We start from the raw sequence: 23,261 nt of genomic DNA on the forward strand, positions 1-23,261 counted from the left end.
CCGAGCCAAACCGAATGGTGATGAATCATGTCCGAAAGTCCGATTGACCCTCATGCGCGTCATCACGCGCATTGCCTGCCGTTCGGGGCGCAGCTGCTAGGCGCAGCGAGCGCGCGACCCCGCACGCGCTTTCGTTTCTGGGCGCCCTCGTGCCAGTCCGTGCAAGTGGAGATCGAAGGCCCGGCTACCCCTGTCACGCTCGACATGACGCCCACCGGTAACGGGTGGTTCGAAGTTGAAGCCGACGCCGGCGCGGGGACGTTGTATCGCTACCGGCTCGACGGCCAGCTGGCGGTGCCCGACCCCGCTGCGCGCTTTCAGCCGCAGGACGTACACGGCCCGAGTGAAGTGATCGATCCACGCGCCTACACGTGGCAAAACCCGCATTGGCATGGCCGGCCATGGGAAGAGACCGTGCTGTACGAGGTGCATGTGGGCGCACTCGGTGGCTACGCGGGCGTCATGCAGCGTCTGCCCGCGCTTGCCGAACTGGGTGTGACTGCCATTGAGCTGATGCCGTTGAACGACTTTCCTGGCCAGCGAAACTGGGGCTATGACGGCGTGCTGCCGTTCGCGCCCGATTCAGCCTACGGGCGTCCCGAGGAACTGAAGGCGTTGATCGACACGGCACACGGTCTCGGGCTCAATGTGTTCCTCGACGTGGTCTACAACCACTTCGGCCCGGACGGCAACTATCTGCAGCAGTATGCCAAGCCGTTCTTTCGCGAAGGCACGCATACGCCGTGGGGTCCAGCCATCGACTTCGAGCGCAGCGAGGTCAGCGATTTCTTCTGCGACAACGCGCTCTACTGGATCAACGAATACCGCTTCGACGGCTTGCGCTTCGATGCAGTGCATGCGATCGACAACCACGAATGGCTGCGCGAACTCTCGGACCATATCCGCGCCAAGGTGCGGCATGGACGTCACGTGCATCTCGTGCTTGAAAACGAGCACAACACCGCCAACCTGCTCGAAACGCATTTCGACGCGCAGTGGAACGACGACGCGCACAACACGCTGCATGTGCTGCTGACCGGCGAGACGGAAGGCTACTATCACGCCTTCGCGGATGCGCCGATCCGCAAGCTGGCGCGCGTGCTCGCCGAAGGATTCGCGTATCAGGGCGAACCCTCGCCAATCCACGACGGCAAGCCGCGCGGCGAACCCAGCGCTCATGTGCCGCCTACCTCGTTCGTGATGTTCCTGCAGAATCACGATCAGATCGGCAATCGCGCGTTCGGCGAGCGGCTGCGCAAGCTCAGCCCGCCCGATGCGTTGCGCGCCGCCACGGCGTTGCTACTGCTTTCGCCGCAGATTCCGCTGCTGTTCATGGACGAGGAGTTCGGCTCCGATCAACCGTTCCTGTTCTTCACCGACTACAGCGGCGACCTGGCGGACGCCGTGCGCGAAGGACGGCGCCGCGAGTTCGCGCGCTTCGCTTCGTTTAGCGACGAAAAGCGTCGCGCACAGATTCCGGATCCGAATCATCCGCAGACTTTCGCCGCGTCATCGCCGCCCGCCGATCCCGCCGCACAATCTGACGCGCACGAACGGCTCGACTGGATGCACTTCTACAAATCCGCGCTGACCGTGCGGGCGAAGCTGATTACGCCACGCCTCGCACATGCGAAGGCGCTCGGCGCCACCGTGTTGTCTGCACAGAACGGCGCTGACGCCAACGCGCTGATCGCACGCTGGCGGCTCGACGATGGGGAAACGCTTGCCATCGCGCTGAACCTCGACAAGGTCGAAGTGCCATTTCCGGAGATCCCCAAAGGAAAGGTGGTGTTCGAAACGCCGCCGCGCGTGCGCGATCATCTGGAGGAGCATCGCTTGCCGCCGTATGCCTGCGTCGCGTGGCTGACAGGCGATGTCTGCGAGTACGCGAACACGCACGATGCGCGCAAGGTCATCGAACGGGAGTGGCACGCATGAATGCCACCCGACGTACCGAATCCATTGACAACCTCGCCGCTCGCGCGGGCTTCGAGGTCGAATGGGAAGACGCGCACCGCACGCTCCAGCACGTTCCCGAAAGCACGCTCTCCACGCTGCTCGACCGCATGGGGTTGCCGTGCGGCAATGCGGCCCAGATACGCCAGAGCGCCGCGGCGCTCGAAGCCGAATTGTCCGGCCGCAAGCTGCCGCCGCTGATGACCGCCGAATGCGAACGCGGCATCGCCCTGCCCGCGGCAGCGATCAAATCCGGCAGCCACTACCGCATCGAACTGGAAAGCGGTTCGCAGATCGACGGTCGCTTCACGGCGCCGAAAGGCGAAGCGGCGCTGCTGTCGCCGATCGACGAAGCCGGTTATCACACGCTTTACATCAACGATCACCGCATCACACTCGCGGTGGCGCCAGCGCGCTGCTACACCGCGGCCGATGCATGGCGCACGATGCAGAACACGCTTGTACCGCCACTGTGGGGCGTGGCCGCCCAGCTCTACGGCTTGCGCCGAACGGGCGACGGCGGTGTGGGCGACTTTTCGGCGCTCACGCAACTCGCCATAGAAAGCGCGAAGCGCGGCGCACACGCACTCGCCGTTAGTCCGACCCATGCCATGTTCAGCGCCGAGCCGGAACGCTTCAGCCCGTATTCGCCGTCCTCGCGCCTGTGGCTCAACGTGACGCATATCGATCCGGCCGCTGTATTCGGCGCCGAGGCCGCGCGTGCCGCGATCGAAGCGCATCAGGCCGGCCACGCATGGTCGCAGCTTGAAAGGCTGACGCTGATCGACTGGCCGCAGGCCGTGCGGCTCAAGCTCAAGGTATTGCGCACGCTATTCGAGCAGTTCTGCGTGCACGACCGGGCCCAGGACGCGCCCCGTGCGCTCGAATTCAACGCGTTCTGCGTGCATGGCGGCCGCTCGCTCGAAGATCACGCGCGCTTCGAGGCGTTGCAGGCGGTTCAGCTGGCGCAGGTCGAGCCGCACGGCCACTGGCGCAACTGGCCCGATGCGTTGCGCGATCCGCGCAGCGCGGAAGTCGAAGCGTTTGCGAACGCGCATCGGCACGAAGTCGAATTTCATCTGTTCCTGCAATGGCTGGCCGCCAAAGGGCTTTCGCACGCGCAGCATGCGGCGCGCGATGCCGGCATGGCGGTGGGGCTGATCGCAGACCTGGCAGTCGGCTGCGATAGTGCGGGCAGTCACGCGTGGTCGTATCGCGACGATATGCTGCAGGGCGTGTCCGTCGGTGCGCCGCCGGATCTGATCAATCAGGCCGGTCAGGCGTGGGGCCTCACGACGTTCTCGCCACGCGCCATGCGCAACCAGGGATTTGCGGCCTTTATCGACATGCTGCGCGCCGCGTTCGCCCACGCCGGCGGCATCCGCATCGATCACATCCTCGGCCTGCGCCGTCTGTGGCTCGTGCCGGAAGGTGAAAGCGCCCGTCACGGCGCCTATCTGCGCTATCCGCTCGAAGACATGCTGCGGTTGATCGCCCTCGAATCGTGGCGGCATCGCTCGATTGTGATCGGCGAGGACCTCGGCACGGTGCCGCCCGGCTTCCGTGAGCGGCTGCGCGAACACGGTATCGCCGGGATTCGCGTCCTGTGGTTCGAAGGCGCCGAATCGGGTAAAGGATTCAAGCCGCCACCACGCTGGGACCCCAACGCAGTCGGCACTACCACCACCCACGATCTGCCCACCGTTACCGGCTGGTGGCGCGGCGCCGACATCGTCTGGCGCAACCGCATCGGTCAGACGCTGCCGCGCGCCGACGGCCGCGATCCGGTTGAAGTGGCGCAAGCCGAGCGCGCGGAGGATCGCGCGCTGCTGTGGGCCGCGTTCCAGCAGGCGGGCGTGGCCGCGAAGGACGTGCCCGCGCCGCCGCCCGACAGCGCGCCGGTGGATGAAGCGCTCGCCTTCGTCGCCGCCACGCCCACGCCGCTCGTCACCTATCCGCTCGAGGATCTGCTCGCGCTCGAAGATCAGCCCAATCTGCCGGGCTCGATCGACGAGCATCCGAACTGGCGGCGCCGCCTCGCGCTGCCAATGGACGAGCTGTTCGCCGAACCGAACTTCTGCGACCGCCTGCTGGCGGTCGAGCGCGCCCGCGGCAATACCGTTGCCGCTTCCGCTGCTGCATCCACCACGGCTTCTTCGGGGCCCGACACACCATGACCGTCCCGCGTTCCACTCTCAGGCTTCAGTTCCACAAGGGCTTCACGTTCGATGACGCACTCGCGCACGTCGAGTACTTTGCTGCGCTCGGTGTGAGTCACCTGTATGCATCGCCGGTGACGACTGCCGAGCCCGGTTCGATGCACGGTTACGACACCGTCGACTACAGCCGGATCAGCGCCGAATGCGGCGGCGAAGCCGGTCTCAAACGGCTGGTGGAGAAACTGCGCGAACGCGGCATGGGACTGATCGTCGACGTGGTGCCAAATCACATGGGCGTGGGCGGATCGAGCAATGCATGGTGGCTCGATATTCTCGAATGGGGCCGCCATAGCGCGTATGCGCGGCATTTCGATATCGACTGGCATTCGCCCGATCCCGCGCTGCGCGGCAAGGTGCTGATGCCGTGCCTCGGCGCATCGTACGGGGACGAACTCGTAGCCGGACGCATCGAACTGCGCTTCGCCGCGCAAACGGGACGCTTCTACGCTAGCTACGGACCGCACGTCGGCCCTGTGTGTCCGGTGGATTACGCGGCGATCCTGCAAAGCGCCGAACGCGCGGATCTCAGCGCGCTCGCCGAGCGCTTCCAGGGACTCACCACCCAGCCCGCCGACCAGCCGCGTGCCGCCGAAGCGCGAGAGGCGTTGCGCGAGTTTGCTGCGCAAAACGGCACGTCGGCGATTGAAGCGGCACTGGTCCACTACGCGCCGGGCGAACCGGCTTCGCGCGACCGTCTGCATCGGCTGCTCGAGCGCCAGCATTTCAGGCTTGCGTGGTGGCGCACCGCGTCGGACGAAGTTAACTGGCGGCGCTTCTTCGATATCAGCACGCTGGCCGGCATCCGCGTTGAACGGCCCGAAGTGTTCGACGTGGTCCACGCGCTGCCGTTTCGCCTATATGCGGAAGGCCTGATCGACGGCGTGCGGATCGACCATGTGGACGGTCTTGCGGAACCGCGTGAATATTGCCAGCGGCTGCGGCAACGCCTAGGTGAACTGCGCGACGGCGAGCCGTATATCGTGGTGGAAAAGATTCTTGGACGCGGCGAGACGCTGCGCGACGACTGGCCCGTTCACGGCACCACCGGCTACGACTTCATGACCGACGTCGGCGCGTTGCTGCACGATCCGGCGGGTGCCGGCCCGCTCGCCGCAAACTGGGCGGAACTGACCGGACGCAGCGGACGCTTCGCCGACGAAGCGCTGCCCGCGCGGCGCAAGATCCTTGCGGAAAATCTCTCCGCGGAACTGGACCGTGCGGCCCGCGCGTTACACCGGATTGCCCGCGACTCGATCACCACGCGCGACTTCACGTTCACCGCCTTACGACGCGTGCTGACCGAACTCGTCGTGCATTTTCCGGTGTACCGCATTTATCCGCAGAGCGCCTTGCGCACCGAAGCCGACAACGTCTATTTCAATCAGGCGCTGGCCGGCGCGCGGCAAACGCTGTCGCCTGGCGATTACGCCGTGCTGGAACAGGTCGACGCCTGGTTGGGCAACGGCGCAGCCGAGGACGTCGCTGCGGTTCGTCAAGGCACCGCCGCCAACGCATCGCAAGGGGCAGCCGGGCAACCCCAATTCAATCACGCGGGGGCGTCGCGTCGCACGGCGCAGACGCTGTTTTCGCAGTTGACCGCACCGGTGGCGGCAAAAGCGATCGAAGACACGGCCTGCTATCGCTACGGCCGCTTGTTGTCGCGCAACGAAGTAGGTTCTGACCCGGGCGAGTTCGCGCTTTCGGTCGAGCAATTTCACGCCGCCAACCTCGAACGCGCGCGCCGTTTTCCGCACGCCATGCTGGCAACTGCCACACACGATCACAAGCGCGGTGAAGACGTCCGTGCACGTCTGGCAGTCCTGAGTGAATTCGCGCATGACTGGAACGCGACCCTGCGCGCATGGTCGATGTTGAACGCGCCGCATCATCGCGCGCTCGACGGCTCCGTGATCGCGTCGGATCATGACTGGGCGCCTGGGCCCGCCGCGGAGGCGATGCTGTATCAGACGCTGGCAGGTTGCTGGCCGCTCGAACTTGCGCCGGACGACGAAACCGGCGTCAAGGCGCTCGCCGAACGGGTAGCGCAATGGCAGTTGAAGGCGCTGCGCGAAGCGAAGCTGCGCACGTCGTGGCTTGCGCCCGACGAAGCGTACGAGAAGGCCTGCCGCGACTTCCTGTTCGATATCATCGCGCCGCAACGGCGCGACGGTTTCCTGCACGAACTGGCCGCGCTGGTCGCCAGAATCAGCCAGGCCGGCGCGCTCAACAGCTTGCAGCAGACGGTGCTGCGACTCACCTCGCCCGGCGTGCCCGATCTGTATCAGGGCACTGAGTTGTGGGATTTCAGTCTGGTCGATCCCGACAACCGGCGGCCCGTGGACTTCGCACAACGTGCGGCGTGGCTGGTCGAGACGCCGCCGTCGGACTTCCTGTCCGACTGGCGGAGTGGACGCGTGAAGCTGGCTGTCGTCCAGCGCTTGCTGGCGCTGCGCGCGCATCTGCCGCAATTGCTGAGCGAAGGCGCGTATTTGCCGTTGAACGTGAAGGGCAAACACGCGGCCAAGGTCGTCGCGTTTGCGCGCAGGCATGGCAACGCGTGGGCGGTTGTCATCGTGACGCACCTCGCGGCGGGCTTGCTCGATGGGAGCTGCGATTTGCCACTCGTCGATGCGGCGCGCTGGGAAGACACGGCGGTGGAAATGCCCGCTGAGCTGACTTCGCGTTCGCTGTTCGACTGGATGAGCACCGCCGCCCCCAAGGTCGAGGACAACGGCTTGCTATTGCTGCGCGATGCGCTCGCGTCAATGCCGGTTGCCGTGCTGGTGGAGGATGGGGTGCCACGGGCTTGAGCGGTTTGCCGGGCTTTGCAAAGTCAGCTTGTTACTGAAGCCACAGGAATGCCGATGCCTCTAGACTGGTCGAGTATCCGAACCGGCGAAGCCGATTCTCTGCACGGCACCATGATCGAGTTGTGCGGCTGGATGATTCCGCTCGATCCCACCGCGGACAAAGCCGATTACTTCGTCCTCGCCGCCGACGCCCCTTGCTGTGGCGGCTGCCTGCCGCGCGATCCGCTGTCGTGCGTCGAAGTGTTCGCCACGGTGCCATGTGCATCGCAGGAACGTGCCGTTACACTCCGGGGACGTCTGCAACGTCTCATCGACGACCCCGCCGGCTGGCGCTATCAGCTCGTCGAGGCAAGCCCGCTCGATTGCCAGCCGGACCCGGCGCCACGTAGCGCGAGTCGTCGCGCGTTTCTCGCATCGGGCGCGGCGCTCGGGCTCGCGGCCTGCGCGCCGGGCCGCTTCGCTGGCTACACAGAAAAATCCGACGCCGCTCAGGCACCGGACCCGCTCGCATCGGATCCACGTAATCAGGACGCGCCAACGCCGGAAAACGCCTCCAACTGGCGCACCGCCGACACCCTGACCATGGACATGCACAGCCACGCCGGCCGCGTGACCGTTTCGCGCAATCCGGCAATCGGCGCCAATCGTCCGTTCGTGCCCCTCGCGGCGCCGATGCGTGCGGGCGGCATGAACGTCGTCTGTCTCGCGATCGTGACCGATACCACCGTGACGCACGTCACCGCCGATCGCAAGCGCATCGAAGCGTGGCGAACTCCTGAGGATGGCGAACTTTATGCCCTCAGTCAGGCCGAATTCGTCCGCGTACACGCGTTGATCCAGCGGGAGCAGATGCAGGTGGTGACGAACACGGCATCGCTGGCTGCGAACGGCAAAGCGGGACCTTGCGCGATTATCGCCGCGGAAGGCGCCGACTTTCTGGAAGGCAGGCTCGAGCGCGTCGACGAGGCGTACTCGCTTCATCAACTGCGCCATCTGCAACTCACGCACTATCGCGTCAACGAACTCGGCGATATCCAGACGGAACCGCCCATTCATGGCGGCCTCACCGACTTCGGCGCGGACGTGGTGCGCCGCTGCAATTCGCTCGGTATCGTTGTGGATGTCGCGCATGGTACTTACGACCTCGTCAGACGTGCAGCGGATATCACAACCAAACCGCTGATCCTTTCGCATACGGCACTGGCGACTCATCCCTCCGCGCGTAGCCGCCTGATCACACCGGACCACGCCCGCATCGTTGCCGGCACCGGCGGCGTGATCGGCGTGTGGCCGAGTTCCGGGACATTTCACGATGTGCAGGGCATGGCGAACGGCATGAAGCGCGTGGCCGATCTGGTCGGCGTCGAGCACGTAGGACTGGGTACCGACATGCTCGGCTTCATCAACCCGCCGGTATTCCGCAGCTATGAGCAATTGCCGGCGCTAGGCGATGTGTTGATGACGGCCGGCTTCAGCAAGGAAGAAGTGGGGATGATTCTCGGCGGCAACTACCGGCGCGTGTTCGAGGCTTCGGTGGGCTGAGGGCTCGCCGCAGCTCCACTAGCGTGCCGCAGCCCACAGCAGCGAAAGCCCCGAGGACAGCATCAGGGCGTCGACCGCCAGCCTGAAGGTGCGGGCACTCGTGCGAAGCACGACGTAGCGCGCCGCAAACGAGCCCGCCATCAGCGCCGAGCCGGCAATCAGGCCATCGAATACCACCTGCAACGGCAACGCGCCAAAGTGTTTGAACACCGCGACTTTGGTGCCGTACACGGCGAGCGACCCCGCCGCTTCGGTCGCGAGAAATGCGCCTTTTATGAGCCCGTACGATATGAACACCGGCACGGTGATCGGTCCGGTCGAAACCACGATGCCAGTCAGGAAGCCCACCACGCCGCCGATCAGCGCGAGATGCAGCAGCGAGAATTGCACGGAGCGGCGCGCCAGCCAGCGGCGCGTGGGGACCATGGCGAGGAAGAAGAGACCGAGCGCAAGTTCGACCGCATGCGGCGGCAACGCGAGCAGCGTGCGCACACCCAGCGCCGCTCCGGGCACGGCGGTCGAGCAATAAGCGGCACAGGCGCGCCAGTCGATCTCACGCCACCATGCGAGGACCTTGCCCAGATTACCCATGATCGCGGCGATCGCCATGATCGGCACGGCCTGTTGCGGCCCGAACAGCATGACGAGCACAGGCATCAGCATCATCGACGAGCCTGTGCCGATCACACCGCTCAGCAAGCCGGCTAGCAGCCCTACGCACAATACGAGCAAAAATCCCATGGCGTCCCCGGATGATGTTGGGGGACGATTTTACCCGGGCTCTGAAGTTCGCGAGGCGCGGCGAATGAACCATGCAGGCGCAGAAGGCACCGCTTTAGCACCGTTGTAGCTCCGCTCAACCGCCCTCGTCATCGAAGCTTTTCGGATACACGCGCACCAGCAGAATGCGCGGTCCCTTCATCTTCTTGACGACGATATCGAAGCGATCGAACTCGACCCGCTGCCCTTCGTTCGGAAGATCGTTGAGTGCCTGAATCACCAGCCCGCCGACCGATTCGGCGCGGCCTTCGTCAATGTCGATCCCCAGCACCCGCTCCAGCGAGACCACCGGCAAACTGCCTTTGCCCATCAACGTGCCGTCGTCCATGCGAGTCCAGTCGGCATCGCCCTGACGGAATTCGTCGTGGATTTGCCCGACCAGCGCGCCGAGCAGATTGTCGAGAGTCAGAAAGCCGATCGGCGCGGCGTTCTTGTGGCCGACCAGCGCCATATGCGGCGCGCCCTTGCGAAAGCGCCGGAACAGTTCCAGCGCGGGCATGTCCGGCTTCACGTACTGGACCGGCCGCACATACTTCGAGAGATCGTCGAGCGTGCTGCCCGCGTGGCGCGCCAACAGCAAATCCTTCAGGTGGATCATGCCGGCCACGCGCTCGCCCGAGGCGTCCTCGAACAACGGATAGCGGCTGAAGCGATGCCGTGCGACCACCTGCATGTTCTCGCGCAACGACAGATCGCGCCGCAGCCCCACCATCTCGTAGGCCGGCCGCATCAGATCGGAAACCGTCATGCGCGAGAAATCCAGCGAATGCGCGATGGTGTTCCATTCGTCCTGGCTGTACGCGCCGTCCGCCGCGCCCATGCCGCTTGCCACGGCGGCGTGGCGGCCGCGGAGGATCAGCTTCAGTTCTTCGGTGGAGTAATGCGCGTCCCCGCCGTGATCCGCCGTCAAGCCCGCCAGCCGGAGAACCGCATTCGCGCTGGTGTTGAGCAACCAGATTGCCGGGTACATCGCCCAGTAGAAGCCATAGAGCGGCGTGGCGGTCCACAACGACACCTTCTCGGATTGACGAATGGCGAGCGATTTCGGCGCCAGTTCGCCCACCACAATATGCAGGAACGAGATGCACGAGAACGCGAAAAACAGCGAGACGCCGTGGATGACCTTTTCCGACTCGATACCCAGCAGCTTGAACACCGGCGTCAGCAGTTCAGCGAACGCCGGCTCGCCGATCCAGCCCAGACCCAGCGACGCGAGCGTGATGCCGAGCTGACAGGCGGACAGGTAGGCGTCGAGGTGTCCATGCACCTTCCCCAGCAGGCGGCCACGCATGCCGTGCCTCGCGGCAAGACTCTGCACCCGCGTCTGGCGCAGTTTCACGAGGCCGAATTCAGCCGCAACGAAGAAGCCGTTGAGCGCGACGACCAGCAACGCACCAATGAGGGCGACGACCTGAATCAAGAGAGAAGGCTCCGGCAACAAAAGTTGTCAGTATAGAGTGCGAAAGCTCGATGAAAGCAATATTGGAGCCCGGACACGCGGCAAAAATCTCGTCGCCGGTCCGTCAAGCCATGACAAGCGGTATGTGCAGCGCCAACGTCGTGGCTTGACCGTCCTGCATCTCGCCTTGCTCGAAGGTCCCGCCGTGGGCTTCCGCCACCCGCTTGCACAGCGACAGCACCCACGCAATCCGTCCCGCTTCGCGCGGCGCACGCGCCTGAGTGCGGGCGAACGGTTCGAGCAAATGCGGCATGGATGCGTCGTCGAGAGCGGCCAGGGTCGCATCGTAAGTAACGACCGCGTGCCATGCGCTGGCATCAGCGCTCGACGCCAGCGTGACCTTGGCGCCGTTCGCGCTGGCCTCCACCGCGAACGTGAGCATTAGCCACAGCGCAGCGGCAAGACGTTCGCGGTCGCCATTGAACTGCTCGGTAGAAAGGCCCGAGTCGAATGTGACCGACACCCCGCGCGATCGTGCGAGTCCGGCACGGACCTCGTCAGCCGAATCCGAGAACAACGCCTGCAATGCAAACGGGCCACGTGCGAGCGCGATGGACTTGGTGCCGGCGCGCGTCGTATCGACGATCGATTCCAGCAACTTGACCTGCTGGTCCACCCCGCTGCGAATCCCGACGATGGCGCGCTGCGCGGCCGGGTCGTTGGCGTCGAGTTTGCGTTCGAGCACATAGGCCCAGCTATGGATCGCATTCAGCGGACCACGCAAGTCGTGCGACACCAGCGAGAGCACGTGGTCACGCATGAATAGCGCAGCCTCCGCGCACAGATGCGCGGTGCGTTCGGACAAGGAGACGCCGGAAGCGACCTGCTGGCCGGTTCCGGGTCCGGTTCCGGTGGAAGACGTTGTCACGATCGAGGCCCTCTCAGGCAAGGCATGGAGTTGGAAGGAACTGTCATTATAGGCACGCTCCTTCGTGAAGCAGGCCGCATACCCGCTCCGCGCGGGCCTCTGCAGACTCGCGTGCGCCTCACAACCCGCCGCCCAGGCGGGGCATCTGGGCGACGCGCTGCCAACGCGCCTACAATGTCGCTTTTTACGACCTGTATGAAGGAGCAACTCATGTCGACCGTGACTACCGAATCCGGCCTCAAATACGAAGACCTGACCGAAGGCACCGGCGCTGAAGCCGTCGCCGGTAAAACGGTCAGCGTGCACTACACCGGCTGGCTGACCGACGGCCAGAAGTTCGATTCGAGCAAGGACCGTAACGATCCGTTCGCCTTCGTACTGGGCGGCGGCATGGTCATCAAGGGCTGGGATGAAGGCGTGCAGGGCATGAAGGTGGGCGGCGTGCGCAAGCTCACGATTCCGCCGCAACTCGGCTATGGCGTGCGCGGCGCGGGCGGCGTGATTCCGCCGAATGCGACGCTCGTGTTCGAAGTCGAACTGCTCGAAGTTTAAGTTTTTGCAGTTGCGCAATGAGCCACGCTGCTGTCACTGCTCCTAGCGTTTCGTTGCGCCGTTATGGCGCAATCGAGGCGTCGGATGTGCACGACTTTCATCAGGTCGTGCTGGGGCTCGACGGCGCGATGGCGATGACGGTGGACGGTATCGGTCAAGTGATCGACGCCGGGTCGGCGTGGCTGATTCCCGCTGGCGCGCAGCACGACTACGCGGGTGTCGGCGAGAACCGCCAGCTCGTGCTGGATCTGCCGGCGGCTTCGCTGGCCGTACCGCAGCGTCTGTTTGACCGTGCGCGGGCGGTTTCTATGGATGCCTCGCTCGCTCAGCTCACGCAGCGCATCGCCGCCCGCGCAGCGGGAAGCATGCAAGCCGGTGACGATCTGGCCGTACGGCGTTTTCATTGGGAGGCTGCCGCGCGTCTGTGCGCGGCGATGCTGGCAGACAGCGGCACGACGCGAGCCGTGACGCCGCGCGCCGGTTTGGACTTCGCGCGTATCGACCGTTGGCTGCGCGCGCATCTCTCGGAACCGCTGCGGATTGCCGACCTCGCCACGCATTGCGGCTTCGGCATGCGGCGCTTCCATCAGGTGTTCATCGACGCGTTTGGCGAAACGCCACACCGCTATCTGCAACGTCTGCGGCTCGATATCTCGATCACTTTGCTCGCCGATCCGCGTCCGTCGTTGGCCGATATCGCGCTGGCAGTCGGCTTCGGCGATCAGAGCGCCTATACGCACGCTTTCACGCGGCGTTTCGGGCTCGCGCCCGGCCAATGGCGCGCCGTGCGCCATTAACCGACGTTCGATGGACGCTTGATGGACGCTTGACTGACGATTGCGCGGCCCACCGGCCGCGCCCGTTTAACCTGCCAACCCGCGCGCCAGATCATTGCGGATATCGCCCGCGTTTTCGAGCCCAACCGCAAGCCGGATCAGCCCTTCCGAAATACCCGCTGCCGCACGTGCTTCCGGCGTAACGCGGCTGTGGGTCGTCGTAGCCGGATGGGTGATCGTCGTACGCGTATCGCCGAGGTTGGCGGTGATCGAGCAGATCTTCGTGCCGTCGATCACGCGCCATGCGTTCGCCCGTTGCGCTTCGGGCGTCTCGCCCTTCAACTCGAACGACACCACCGCGCCGCCGGATTTCTGCTGACGTTTGGCAATCGCATGCTGCGGATGCGATTCCAGCCCCGGATAAAACACCCGATTCACGGCCGGATGCGCTTCCAGCCAGCGCGCGATTTCCAGCGCGTTATCCGACTGCTTCTCGACGCGCAGCGTGAGCGTTTCCATGCCCTTGAGCAACACCCACGCATTGAACGCGGACAGTGTCGGCCCGGCGCTACGGACAAACGGAAACACCTTTTCCATGATGAACTGCTTCGAGCCGACCAGCGCGCCGCCGAGCACACGGCCCTGGCCGTCGAGGAACTTGGTGGCCGAGTGCATCACGACGTCCGCGCCGAGCTTCAGCGGCTGCTGCAGCGCCGGGCTGCAGAAACAGTTGTCGACGACAAACAGCGCGTTCACGGCCTTGGCAATCTTGCCGATCGCTTCGATATCCGCGATTTCGGTCAGCGGGTTCGACGGCGTTTCCAGGAAGAACATCTTGGTTTCCGGCCGTACGGCGTTTTTCCACGCGTCGAGATCAGTCGGATCGACAAACGTGGTGGTAATGCCGAACTTGCTGAAGATCTGCGAGAACATGCCCAGCGTCGAACCGAACAGGCTGCGCGAACTCACGAGGTGATCGCCCGCCTGCAACGCCGACATCACCACCGACATGATCGCGGCCATGCCCGAGGCCGTGGCGATGCACGCCTCGCCGCCTTCGAGCGCGGCCAGCCGATCCTGGAACATCGTGACCGTGGGATTCGTGAAGCGCGAGTACGTGTAATTGTCCTCGGAATTCTTGAAGCGTTCGGCGGCGTCGGCGGCGCTTGTGAACATAAAGCTCGACGTCAGGAAAATCGCTTCCGAATGCTCGTTGAAGTCGCTGCGCAGCGTGCCCGAACGGACTGCGAGGGTGTCGAAATTCAGGGAGTCGTCCATGTTGGTTCTAGTTCCATTTTCCAGGTGTCGCCACGTGTTGCCACGTTGAACAGACCGGCGCTGACTGTTCGACGTTCATCGTCTATCTGCATGAACGCCGAAGAACGCACCGGCAACAAAAAAGCCCGCTTTGCGTCGGCATAAGCGGGCTTCATGTGCGGGGGAGAGCTGGAGCGGCGGCGGACGGTTACTGCTTTTTTCCACCGTTCGCTTTAGCTGTTTTGGGTTGCCCCGCGTCCGCAAGCTGAGATCAAATCGACGCAAGCCTTCATCCTAACATGCGTGGCGCGCTGCGTGCATGTGCCGCCGTGCGCCACGTTCATGTGTGCCTCCGTTACTCCACCGACAACTGCAAGTGCAGTTGTGAACGCGGCGCACCGCCTTCCATTGCTTCGCTGGCGGCGTCGCGGTCCGATTGCGCGGACGGTGCGAGACGCGCCGTTTCGATGCGATCGAGGTACTCGGTGGTGACATCGCCGGTGATGTAGTTGCCGTCGAAGCACGACGCCTCGAATTCCTTCAGCGCCGGATTGGTATCGCGCACCGCCTGCTTGAGCGCGTCAACGTCCTGATACACGAGATGATCTGCGCCGATCATGCGCGCCACTTCTTCATCCGTGCGGCCGTGGGCGACGAGTTCGCCGCGCGTCGGCATGTCGATACCGTAGACGTTCGGGAATTTCACCGGCGGCGCCGCGGACGCGAAAATGACCTTGTTCGCGCCTGCGTCACGCGCCATCTGCACGATTTCATGCGACGTGGTGCCGCGCACGATCGAATCGTCGACGATCAGCACGTTCTTGCCCTTGAATTCGATCGCCATGGCGTTGAGCTTCTGGCGCACCGACTTCTTGCGCACCGCCTGGCCCGGCATGATGAAGGTGCGGCCCACGTAACGGTTCTTGAAGAAGCCCTCGCGATACTCGACGCCCAGCTTCTTGGCGACTTGCATCGCAGCGGGGCGCGACGAATCGGGAATCGGCATGACGACGTCGATCGGTACATCCGGCAACGTGCGCTTGATCTTCTCGGCGAGGTAGTCGCCCATGCGCAGACGCACGTTGTAGACCGGCACGCCGTCGAGCACCGAGTCCGGACGCGCGAGGTACACGAGTTCGAAAATGCACGGGTTCAGGCTGGCGTGCGTCGCGCAAAGCTGCGAGTGCAGATTGCCTTCGATGTCGATGAAGATCGCTTCGCCCGGCGCCACGTCGCGCACGAATTCGAAGCCGATCCCTTCGATCGCCACCGATTCCGACGCCACGATCCACTCGACGCCATGCGCCGTTTCCTGCTTGCCGAGGCACAGCGGGCGGATGCCGAACGGGTCGCGGAAGGCGAGCAGGCCGTAACCGGCGATCAGCGAGACGATGGCATACGAGCCATGTACACGCCGATGCACGCCCGACACGGCCTTGAACACGGCCGTCGGATCCAGTTGCAGGCCGGAGCTAGAGAGTTGCAATTCGTGCGCGAGCACGTTGAGCAACACTTCGGTGTCGGAATTGGTGTTGATGTGACGGCGATCGACGCGGAACATCTCGTCTTTCAACTGCTGCCAGTTGGTCAGGTTACCGTTGTGAGCGAGGATGATGCCGAACGGCGCGTTCACGTAGAACGGCTGGGCCTCTTCTTCGCTCGACGCGGAACCCGCCGTCGGATAGCGCACCTGGCCGATACCGGTGGTGCCGGGCAGGCTGCGCATGTTGCGCGTGCGGAACACGTCGCGCACCATGCCGTTGGCCTTATGCATGTGGAAATTGCTGCCGTCCGCCGTGGCAATACCGGCGGCATCCTGACCGCGGTGCTGCAAAAGCAGCAGGCTGTCATAGATCAGCTGATTGACCGGGGATTGGGAAACTACGCCTACGATGCCGCACATGGCATGTCCTTCAAAGGTACGAAATTTCGTAACGGCGGCCGGTGCCGGGGAAGCATCCGGGTCGCGCCGATGTCCTGCGTGATTCCCTGAACGGCTCGCCTGCTTGTCACACACGGACGTAAGCAGCGAGTGTCTCGGGAAGCAGCGGTTTCAGTTCGCGCACGCCTTCGACCGCGTAGGGTCGCAGCAAGGCGTTGCGCCAGAATTCTTGCTGGGGCAATTCGGTCAGGCCTGCGAGGGCGACCAGAATCAGCACCAGAATGACCCCGCGAACGAGGCCGAACATCAAACCCAGCGAGCGGTCCACGCCGCTCAAACCGGATGCCTGCACGAGCCGGCTCAGCAGCGCGTTGGTGACGCCCACCACCAGCATCACGCCGATGATCAGCAGGGCGAACGCCAGCAGCCACTGCGTCAGCGCGCCGCCCGGCCACCTGGCCGGCATATAGGGCACGACATACCCGACGAAACGGCAGGCAATCAGAAACGCTGCAACCCAGCCGATCAGTCCGAACACTTCGGACAGGAAACCGCGCCAGGTGCCCCGCAAGGCCGACAACCCAATCACCGCCATTACAGCGTAGTCGAAGGCTGTGAACATCGCCGACTTACTGTGCCGAGCCGCTGTTCGCGCCGGACGTCAGGCCCGCGGCGCGAACCTTCGCGATCGCAGCCGTCGCGGCGGCGCGGTCGGCAAATGGGCCCGCGCGCAACAGCGTCTGACTTGTACCATCCGACTGCTTCCGACGTTCCGTATATGCGGGCACACCCGCCGCTTTCAACTTCACCGCCCACGCTTTTGCGCTGGCGTCGTCTGGGAACGCTCCCAATTGCACCGCGAAACGGCTGCCTGGAGGCGACGCGGGCGTGCCGGAATCGGCATCTGCTGCGGCAGCTTCGGTGCTGTTTGCACTGTTTGTCGTGTTCGCGCTGTTCGCGGTCTGGTTGGCGGCGCTCTGGACCGGCGCGGGCGCAGGCTTGATCGGTTTGGCCGGTTTGGCTGGAACTGGCGTCGGCGCTGCAGGCGTGACAGGCGCTGTGTTCGCGGCCATTGCCGGCGTTTGCGGCTTGCTGCTCTTGCCAGATGGTGCCGCGGCAGGAGCCTGCTGCGTCATGGCGTTCGCCATGGAAGCGGCTTTCGGGGCCGGAGCCACGCCAGAAGCGGCAAGCGAACTGTTGGCGCTATCGGGCGCCGGATTATCGGGTGCGACACCGGCCTGGGTGTCTTCGTCGTTGGCAGCCGCTTTGGGCGCCGGGCGATTCGGAATATCGATCGCGATGTCGTCCGTGACCGGCTTCGGATGCGAATCGAGCACCATGGGCAGAATCACCACGGCTGCGACCACCATCGCAATCGCGCCCACCAGGCGACGACGCGCGCGCTGCTTTTCGGGCAGCGTGGGATCGAGCAACATTGCATCGGCGTCAGGCCGTTCCGTGCGGCGGGTTCGCCGCTCCACACGCTCGCCACGGGCGGCCCGGGTGGAACTCGTAGTTGCGCCACGCCGGGTAGGCGCGTCGTCTTTCTTGCCGAACGAGAAAATTCCCATGAATGGCTTGGTTCGAGGCTGCCGCCCGTTCAGTGTTGCTGCGATTTACGGTAGGACATCACGCCGGCTACCGTATAGAAACTTCCGAAAACCACGATTCTATCATTCTCCGAGGCTCGCTTTAGCGCGTCGTGAAAAGCGTCCGCAGGCGAAGCGTAGCGCGTGACGCTGCTATCCGCGCCCTCGGCCACGCCGCACTCCCGCAAAACCGCCTCCAGATCCTGCGCGGAGGCCGCTCGCGGGCTTGGCAGGTCGGTCACGCACCAGTGATCGATCTCCCCCTTCAGATGCTCGATCACGCCGGCGATGTCCTTGTCGTGCATCGCGCCAAATACGGCGTACGTGTACGGAAAATAGCCCATATTGCCGAGATTCTGCGACAACACGGCGGCTGCGTGCGGATTGTGACCGACGTCCAGGACGATGGACGGCTTGCCCGGCAGCACCTGAAAGCGGCCCGGCAGTTCGACATTAGCCAGACCGAGCCGGATATCCTGCGCGGAAACCGGCAGACGGTCGCGCAAGGCCTCCAGCCCCGCCAGAGCGGCCGAGGTATTGATCAACTGGTTCGCGCCCCGCAGCGCCGGATAGGCGAGCGCCGAACGGCGCATGCTGCGGCCCACGTAGTTCCATTGTTGACGCTCGCTGCCCGCCTGCCCTTCGTAGCGAAAATCGCGGCCGAAGAGCCAGAGATCCGCGCCGATCTGCTCTGCGTGATCGATCAATGTCTGCGGCGGCACGGGGTCGGCGCAGATGGCGGGTTTGCCGGCGCGGAAGATGCCGGCCTTTTCAAAAGCGATCTTCTCGCGCGTATCGCCGAGGTATTCCGTGTGATCAATGTCGATGCTGGTAATGATCGCGCAGTCAGTGTCGAGAATATTGACCGCGTCGAGCCGGCCGCCGAGGCCCACCTCCAGAATCACCGCGTCAAGGCCACGCGACGCGAACAGATGCATGATCGCCAGCGTCGTGAATTCAAAGTAGGTCAACGAGACCGGTTCAGCCAGACTCAGACGCGCCGCTTCGACCGCTTCGAAATGCGGTACCAGGTCGGCGTCGCTCGCCATCGCGCCGTTCACGCGCGCCCGTTCGTTGAACGAGAGCAGGTGCGGCGACGTGTGGCAACCCACGCGGTAGCCGGCGCGCAGCAGAATCGTTTCGAGAATCGCGCAGGTCGAGCCCTTGCCGTTGGTGCCGCCCACCGTGATCACCGGACAGTCGAACGACAACTGCAGTGCGTCGCGCACCTTGCCAATCCGGGTCAGCCCCATGTCGATACCGACCGGATGCGAGGATTCAAGGTGCGTGAGCCACGCGTCGAGTGTGGGGAATGGCGTCATGGAATGCGTCGGTTAGGCGGTGCTGCTGAATTTCTCGAATCGCTTTGCAGCGAGACCGCGATTATCGCGGAAATGACTGCGCGCCGCTTGAAGACTGCTCGCGGCGCGCTGTTTTTGACTCCGCCGGGCGTCGGCGCACGGCGTCCGTGCAGAGGTTGCGGGGCGCCTCAGGCCACCGCGTCGGCCGGCTGGCGAGACATCAGCGCCATCAGGCGGGCAATTTCCTCACGCAGCTTGCGACGGTCGACGATCATGTCGACCGCGCCCTTCGTCAGCAGGAATTCGGCACGCTGGAAGCCTTCTGGCAGCTTTTCACGCACGGTCTGTTCGATCACGCGCGGGCCGGCGAAGCCGATCAGCGCCTTCGGTTCCGCGATCACCACGTCGCCGAGGAAGGCGAAGCTCGCCGACACGCCGCCCATGGTCGGATCGGTCAGCACCGAGATGAACGGCAGCTTGGCGTCGGACAGCTTGGTCAGCATCGCGGTGGTTTTGGCCATCTGCATCAGCGACAAGAGGCTTTCCTGCATCCGCGCGCCGCCCGAAGCGGTAAAGCAGATGAACGGCACGTTCTGCTCGAGCGCGTTCTGCGCGCCACGCGCAAAGCGCTCGCCCACGACTGAACCCATCGAGCCGCCCATGAACGAGAACTCGAAACACGCCACCACGCACGGCAAGGTGTGAATCGCGCCGCCCATGACCACCATGGCGTCGGTTTCGTCGGTTTCTTCCATCGCCTCTTTCAGGCGGTCCGGGTACTTGCGGCTGTCCTTGAACTTGAGCGCGTCGACCGGCACGATTTCCTGACCGATTTCGTAGCGGCCTTCCGGATCGAGCAGGCCGTCGAGCCGCTCACGCGCGCCAATGCGCATGTGATGGTCGCACTTCGGGCAAACGTGCAGATTGGCTTCGACGTCGTTGCGGTACAGCACCGCTTCGCACGACGGGCACTTGATCCACAGGCCTTCCGGAATTCCCTTACGGTTTTTCGGATCGGTTTGCTTGATTTTGGGCGGCAGCAGCTTGTCGAGCCAGCTCATATTGATTCCTTCCTGGGTCTTCGGTACGCACGACGGCGGGGATGAAACCCCGCCGCGCAGCCTACAGCAGACAAAAAGTAACGGTTATCGGGCGGTCGCGCCAATGCTGTCCAGCGCCTCGCGCACTTCCGCGATGAAACTCGTGAGAGTTTCGGCGGCCTTGTCGGGCGCGGCTTTTTCGAGCAATTGCACAATACGGCTGCCGATCACGACGGCATCGGAGACTTCGGCCACGGAACGCGCCGTCTGGGCGTCACGGATGCCAAAACCGACGCCCACCGGCAGGGGAACGCGCGACTTGATGGCCGGGATTTTACTCGCGATGCTGGAAACGTCCAGATTTGCCGCTCCGGTCACCCCCTTGAGCGACACATAGTACACGTAGCCGCTTGCAATTTTGCCGACCTCGGCGATACGTTCGTCGGTCGACGTCGGCGCCAGAAGAAAAATCGGATCAATCCCCGAAGATCGCATCTTTTCCGCGAAACTAACCGATTCTTCCGGTGGATAGTCAACCACCAGCACACCATCGACGCCGCAATCCCTGGCCGCTTCTGCGAACGCGTCCACGCCCATCCGTTCGATCGGATTGGCGTAGCCCATCAGCACGACGGGTGTCTTGTCGTCACGTTCGCGGAACTGCTTGACGTCCGCCAGCACGCCACGCAGCGAGACGCCATGCGCCAAAGCGCGCTCCGACGATGCCTGGATAACCGGGCCGTCCGCCATTGGGTCCGAAAACGGCACGCCGAGTTCGATGACATCCGCGCCGCCGGCGGCAAGCGCATGCATGAATTCAACGGTGCGGGCCGGATCCGGATCGCCAGCCGTCATGAACGGGATCAACCCTTTCCTACCTTGCGCAGCCAAGGCTGCAAATGTGTTTTCGATACGGGACATGGAAATTCTCTCGAAAATAGTGAACTGCGCTTTCGCTGCGGTTCGCGGTCGTTTGAGCGAGTTTGAACGCGGTTACACGCCGTTTGGCGCCAGACCGTGCCTTGCTCAGGTCTCGGCAGCGACCGGACCCGCCGACGCGACGCTTGCGTTCGGCGCAAACTGCGCGGCCGCACTGACGCGTTCACGCGCTATCGCGCAGTAACTTTCATTGATTTCATAGCCGACGAATTCGCGCTTTTGACGTGCGCAAGCGACTGCCGTGGTGCCGCTACCCATGAACGGATCGAGCACGCGGCCGCCCGGCGGGCAGCTCGCGAGCACCATACGCTCGACGATTTCCAGAGGTTTCTGGGTCGGATGGTCGACGCGCTCGGAATGTTGCCGATGCAGGCGTGATACCGACCAGACGTCCTTCGGGTTATAGCCAAGCTCCAGCCACTTGCTGCCCTCGAACAATTTGCGCGAACGCGCCTTCTTCGTGACGGCATCGTACGGGATGCGGACGGGATCGAGATCGAAGTAATAATCCTTCGACACCGCGAAAAAGCCGATGTTGTCATGCACGGACGTAAAGCGGCGGGTCGTGCCGCCCATGCTCGGCACGCGCCGGTCCCAGATGATCTCGTTGACCATCGTCAGACGCGTCTTCAGAAAGGAGAAGATTTCCGGCGCGTACTGCCACGTGCAGAAGATATACAGCGAACCGGACGGCTTGAGCTTCGGAATTGCCAGCTCGAGCCAGCTACGCGTCCAGGCGACAAAGTCCTCGCCCGAGCGCATATCGGAGTCGTTACCGTAGTCCTTGCCGAGCCCATAGGGCGGGTCGGCCAGGATCAGGTCGACCGAACCATCCGGCAGGTTCGCCACATCGGTCAGAAAATCGCGGTTCAGGAGCTGGATGCCGGCAGGCACCGTCGGCAAAGCACCCGAAAGCGCCGCTACCGGCGCCTCGGACATTCCGGCCTCGGCTTTCGCCTGGCCGGCCTGCTCTTCGGACGGGACCATTGCGGCTTCGGCTGTGCCTATTGCCGGTTGCGGCTCGTCGAACTCGTCGCGCATCGTCACGGCGCTCAGAACGTGATACCCGATCGCTCAGCGACCGTGTGCATGTCCTTGTCGCCTCGGCCCGACAGGTTCACCAGAAGAACCTTGTCTTTCGGCAAGGTCGGCGCGAGTTTAGTCGCATAGGCCAGCGCGTGGCTCGATTCGAGCGCCGGAATGATGCCTTCGATCCGGCAGCAGTCGTGGAACCCTTTGAGCGCTTCTTCGTCGGTGATGCCGACGTATTGCGCACGGCCGGTCTCATGGAGCCAGGCGTGCTCGGGACCGACGCCAGGATAGTCGAGGCCTGCCGAAACCGAATGCGTCTCGATGATCTGGCCGTTTTCGTCCTGCAGCAGGTAGGTACGGTTCCCGTGCAGCACGCCCGGACTACCGCCGATCAGCGAGGCGGCGTGGCGGCCCGTATCGAGGCCGTCGCCTGCTGCTTCAACGCCGATCAACTGCACCGATTTATCATCGATATAGGGGTAAAAGATCCCCATCGCATTCGATCCGCCGCCCACGCAGGCAATCACCGCGTCCGGCTGGCGGCCGACCAGTTCCGGCATTTGCACCTTGCACTCGTCGCCGATCACGCGCTGGAAATCGCGCACCATCATGGGATAGGGATGCGGGCCCGCCACCGTGCCGATGATGTAAAAAGTGCTTTCGACGTTGGTGACCCAGTCACGCATCGCTTCGTTCAGCGAGTCTTTCAGCGTCTTGGAACCCGATTCCACGGGGACGACCGTCGCGCCCAGCAATTTCATACGGTAGACGTTGGCGGCCTGCCGGCGGACGTCTTCCGAGCCCATATAGACCACGCATTCCATGCCGAAGCGCGCGGCGATCGTGGCGGTGGCCACCCCGTGCTGGCCTGCGCCGGTTTCCGCGATCACGCGCTTCTTGCCCATACGCCTCGCGAGCAGTGCCTGGCCGATCACATTGTTGATCTTGTGGGCGCCGGTGTGGTTCAGATCCTCGCGTTTGAGGAAAATTTGCGCGCCACCGAGCAGCTCGCTCCAACGCTGTGCGTGATAAATGGGGGACGGACGGCCGACAAAATACTTCAGTTCGCGCTCGTACTCAGCGACAAACTCGGGATCTTTCTGGAATTTTTCGTAGGCTTCACGCAACTCATTGAGTGCGTGAACCAGCGTTTCAGCGACGAATACGCCGCCAAATTGGCCGAAATGGCCTCGTTCATCGGGCAAGTTGTACATGATGTCACTCTTCTCAGTGTGCCGGGCGGCTTCGTTCGAAGCCTG

At 63.9% G+C, this 23,261-nt stretch carries 18 protein-coding genes and 1 pseudogene; 7 read left to right on the top strand and 12 right to left on the bottom strand.

Annotated elements, in window-relative coordinates:
* The first annotated feature begins 27 nt into the window (after positions 1–27).
* From treZ to P3T43_RS03580, 4 genes are read left to right on the top strand one after another with little or no spacing between them, the layout of a single operon-like run.
* Positions 28–1,938: a malto-oligosyltrehalose trehalohydrolase gene (gene treZ / locus P3T43_RS03565; protein ID WP_429279667.1), complete on the top strand. Its 1,911-nt coding sequence runs from the start codon at positions 28–30 to the stop codon at positions 1,936–1,938.
* Positions 1,935–4,133: a 4-alpha-glucanotransferase gene (malQ, locus tag P3T43_RS03570; protein ID WP_429279668.1), complete on the top strand. Its 2,199-nt coding sequence runs from the start codon at positions 1,935–1,937 to the stop codon at positions 4,131–4,133. The genes treZ and malQ overlap by 4 nt, the downstream gene beginning before the upstream one ends.
* A complete protein-coding gene (gene treY, locus P3T43_RS03575; protein WP_429279669.1) occupies positions 4,130–6,985 on the top strand; it encodes a malto-oligosyltrehalose synthase in 2,856 nt (951 codons plus the stop codon). The genes malQ and treY overlap by 4 nt, the downstream gene beginning before the upstream one ends.
* A 54-nt stretch (positions 6,986–7,039) precedes the next feature.
* The gene (locus P3T43_RS03580; RefSeq protein WP_429279670.1) at positions 7,040–8,527 is read left to right on the top strand and encodes a dipeptidase; all 1,488 of its coding nucleotides are present in this window, start codon (positions 7,040–7,042) and stop codon (positions 8,525–8,527) included.
* Positions 8,528–8,545: 18 nt separating this feature from the next.
* On the opposite strand, the gene P3T43_RS03585 is transcribed toward P3T43_RS03580, so the two are convergent.
* From P3T43_RS03585 to P3T43_RS03595, 3 genes are all read right to left on the bottom strand, one after another.
* Positions 8,546–9,268 carry a sulfite exporter TauE/SafE family protein gene (locus P3T43_RS03585; protein ID WP_429279671.1) on the bottom strand — a complete coding sequence of 241 codons (723 nt, stop codon included), beginning with the start codon at positions 9,266–9,268 and terminating at the stop codon, positions 8,546–8,548.
* 115 nt (positions 9,269–9,383) lie between these two features.
* Complete coding sequence (locus tag P3T43_RS03590; protein ID WP_429279672.1) at positions 9,384–10,727, bottom strand: hemolysin family protein; 1,344 nt, start codon at positions 10,725–10,727, stop codon at positions 9,384–9,386.
* 103 nt (positions 10,728–10,830) lie between these two features.
* Positions 10,831–11,634 carry a sensor histidine kinase gene (locus P3T43_RS03595; protein ID WP_429279673.1) on the bottom strand — a complete coding sequence of 268 codons (804 nt, stop codon included), beginning with the start codon at positions 11,632–11,634 and terminating at the stop codon, positions 10,831–10,833.
* A gap of 210 nt (positions 11,635–11,844) precedes the next feature.
* Between P3T43_RS03595 and P3T43_RS03600 the strand changes: the two genes are divergently transcribed.
* From P3T43_RS03600 to P3T43_RS03610, 3 genes and pseudogenes are all read left to right on the top strand, one after another.
* Positions 11,845–12,186: an FKBP-type peptidyl-prolyl cis-trans isomerase gene (locus tag P3T43_RS03600; RefSeq protein ID WP_429272147.1), complete on the top strand. Its 342-nt coding sequence runs from the start codon at positions 11,845–11,847 to the stop codon at positions 12,184–12,186.
* Positions 12,147–12,566 (top strand): annotated as a pseudogene (locus P3T43_RS03605) (hypothetical protein); the annotation flags it as partial. The gene P3T43_RS03600 and the pseudogene P3T43_RS03605, both read left to right, overlap by 40 nt.
* A gap of 54 nt (positions 12,567–12,620) precedes the next feature.
* The gene (locus tag P3T43_RS03610; RefSeq protein ID WP_429280147.1) at positions 12,621–12,983 is read left to right on the top strand and encodes a helix-turn-helix domain-containing protein; all 363 of its coding nucleotides are present in this window, start codon (positions 12,621–12,623) and stop codon (positions 12,981–12,983) included.
* Positions 12,984–13,049: 66 nt separating this feature from the next.
* Here P3T43_RS03610 and P3T43_RS03615 read toward each other — a convergent pair whose 3' ends face one another.
* The 9 genes from P3T43_RS03615 to trpB all read right to left on the bottom strand — a co-directional run bounded on the left by P3T43_RS03615 (position 13,050) and on the right by trpB (position 23,216).
* On the bottom strand, positions 13,050–14,240 hold the full coding sequence (locus P3T43_RS03615) for an O-succinylhomoserine sulfhydrylase (protein ID WP_429279674.1): 1,191 nt from the start codon (positions 14,238–14,240) through the stop codon (positions 13,050–13,052).
* 334 nt (positions 14,241–14,574) lie between these two features.
* On the bottom strand, positions 14,575–16,122 hold the full coding sequence (gene purF / locus P3T43_RS03620) for an amidophosphoribosyltransferase (RefSeq protein ID WP_429279675.1): 1,548 nt from the start codon (positions 16,120–16,122) through the stop codon (positions 14,575–14,577).
* A 106-nt stretch (positions 16,123–16,228) separates the two neighbouring features.
* Entirely contained in the window at positions 16,229–16,723 is a 495-nt protein-coding gene (locus tag P3T43_RS03625) for a CvpA family protein (protein ID WP_429279676.1), read from the bottom strand.
* A gap of 7 nt (positions 16,724–16,730) precedes the next feature.
* Positions 16,731–17,672: an SPOR domain-containing protein gene (locus P3T43_RS03630; RefSeq protein ID WP_429279677.1), complete on the bottom strand. Its 942-nt coding sequence runs from the start codon at positions 17,670–17,672 to the stop codon at positions 16,731–16,733.
* A gap of 29 nt (positions 17,673–17,701) precedes the next feature.
* Positions 17,702–19,012 (bottom strand): bifunctional tetrahydrofolate synthase/dihydrofolate synthase, encoded by a 1,311-nt coding sequence (gene folC / locus P3T43_RS03635; protein WP_429279678.1) that lies wholly within the window; start codon positions 19,010–19,012, stop codon positions 17,702–17,704.
* A 167-nt stretch (positions 19,013–19,179) separates the two neighbouring features.
* Positions 19,180–20,052: an acetyl-CoA carboxylase, carboxyltransferase subunit beta gene (gene accD, locus P3T43_RS03640; RefSeq protein WP_074294087.1), complete on the bottom strand. Its 873-nt coding sequence runs from the start codon at positions 20,050–20,052 to the stop codon at positions 19,180–19,182.
* Positions 20,053–20,136: 84 nt separating this feature from the next.
* On the bottom strand, positions 20,137–20,952 hold the full coding sequence (gene trpA, locus P3T43_RS03645) for a tryptophan synthase subunit alpha (protein WP_429279679.1): 816 nt from the start codon (positions 20,950–20,952) through the stop codon (positions 20,137–20,139).
* 105 nt (positions 20,953–21,057) lie between these two features.
* Positions 21,058–21,957 carry a DNA-methyltransferase gene (locus P3T43_RS03650; protein ID WP_429279680.1) on the bottom strand — a complete coding sequence of 300 codons (900 nt, stop codon included), beginning with the start codon at positions 21,955–21,957 and terminating at the stop codon, positions 21,058–21,060.
* Positions 21,958–22,022: 65 nt separating this feature from the next.
* On the bottom strand, positions 22,023–23,216 hold the full coding sequence (gene trpB, locus P3T43_RS03655) for a tryptophan synthase subunit beta (protein ID WP_429280148.1): 1,194 nt from the start codon (positions 23,214–23,216) through the stop codon (positions 22,023–22,025).
* Positions 23,217–23,261 lie beyond the last annotated feature (45 nt).

Source organism: Paraburkholderia sp. GAS41, assembly GCF_050436545.1.
GTDB lineage: Bacteria > Pseudomonadota > Gammaproteobacteria > Burkholderiales > Burkholderiaceae > Paraburkholderia.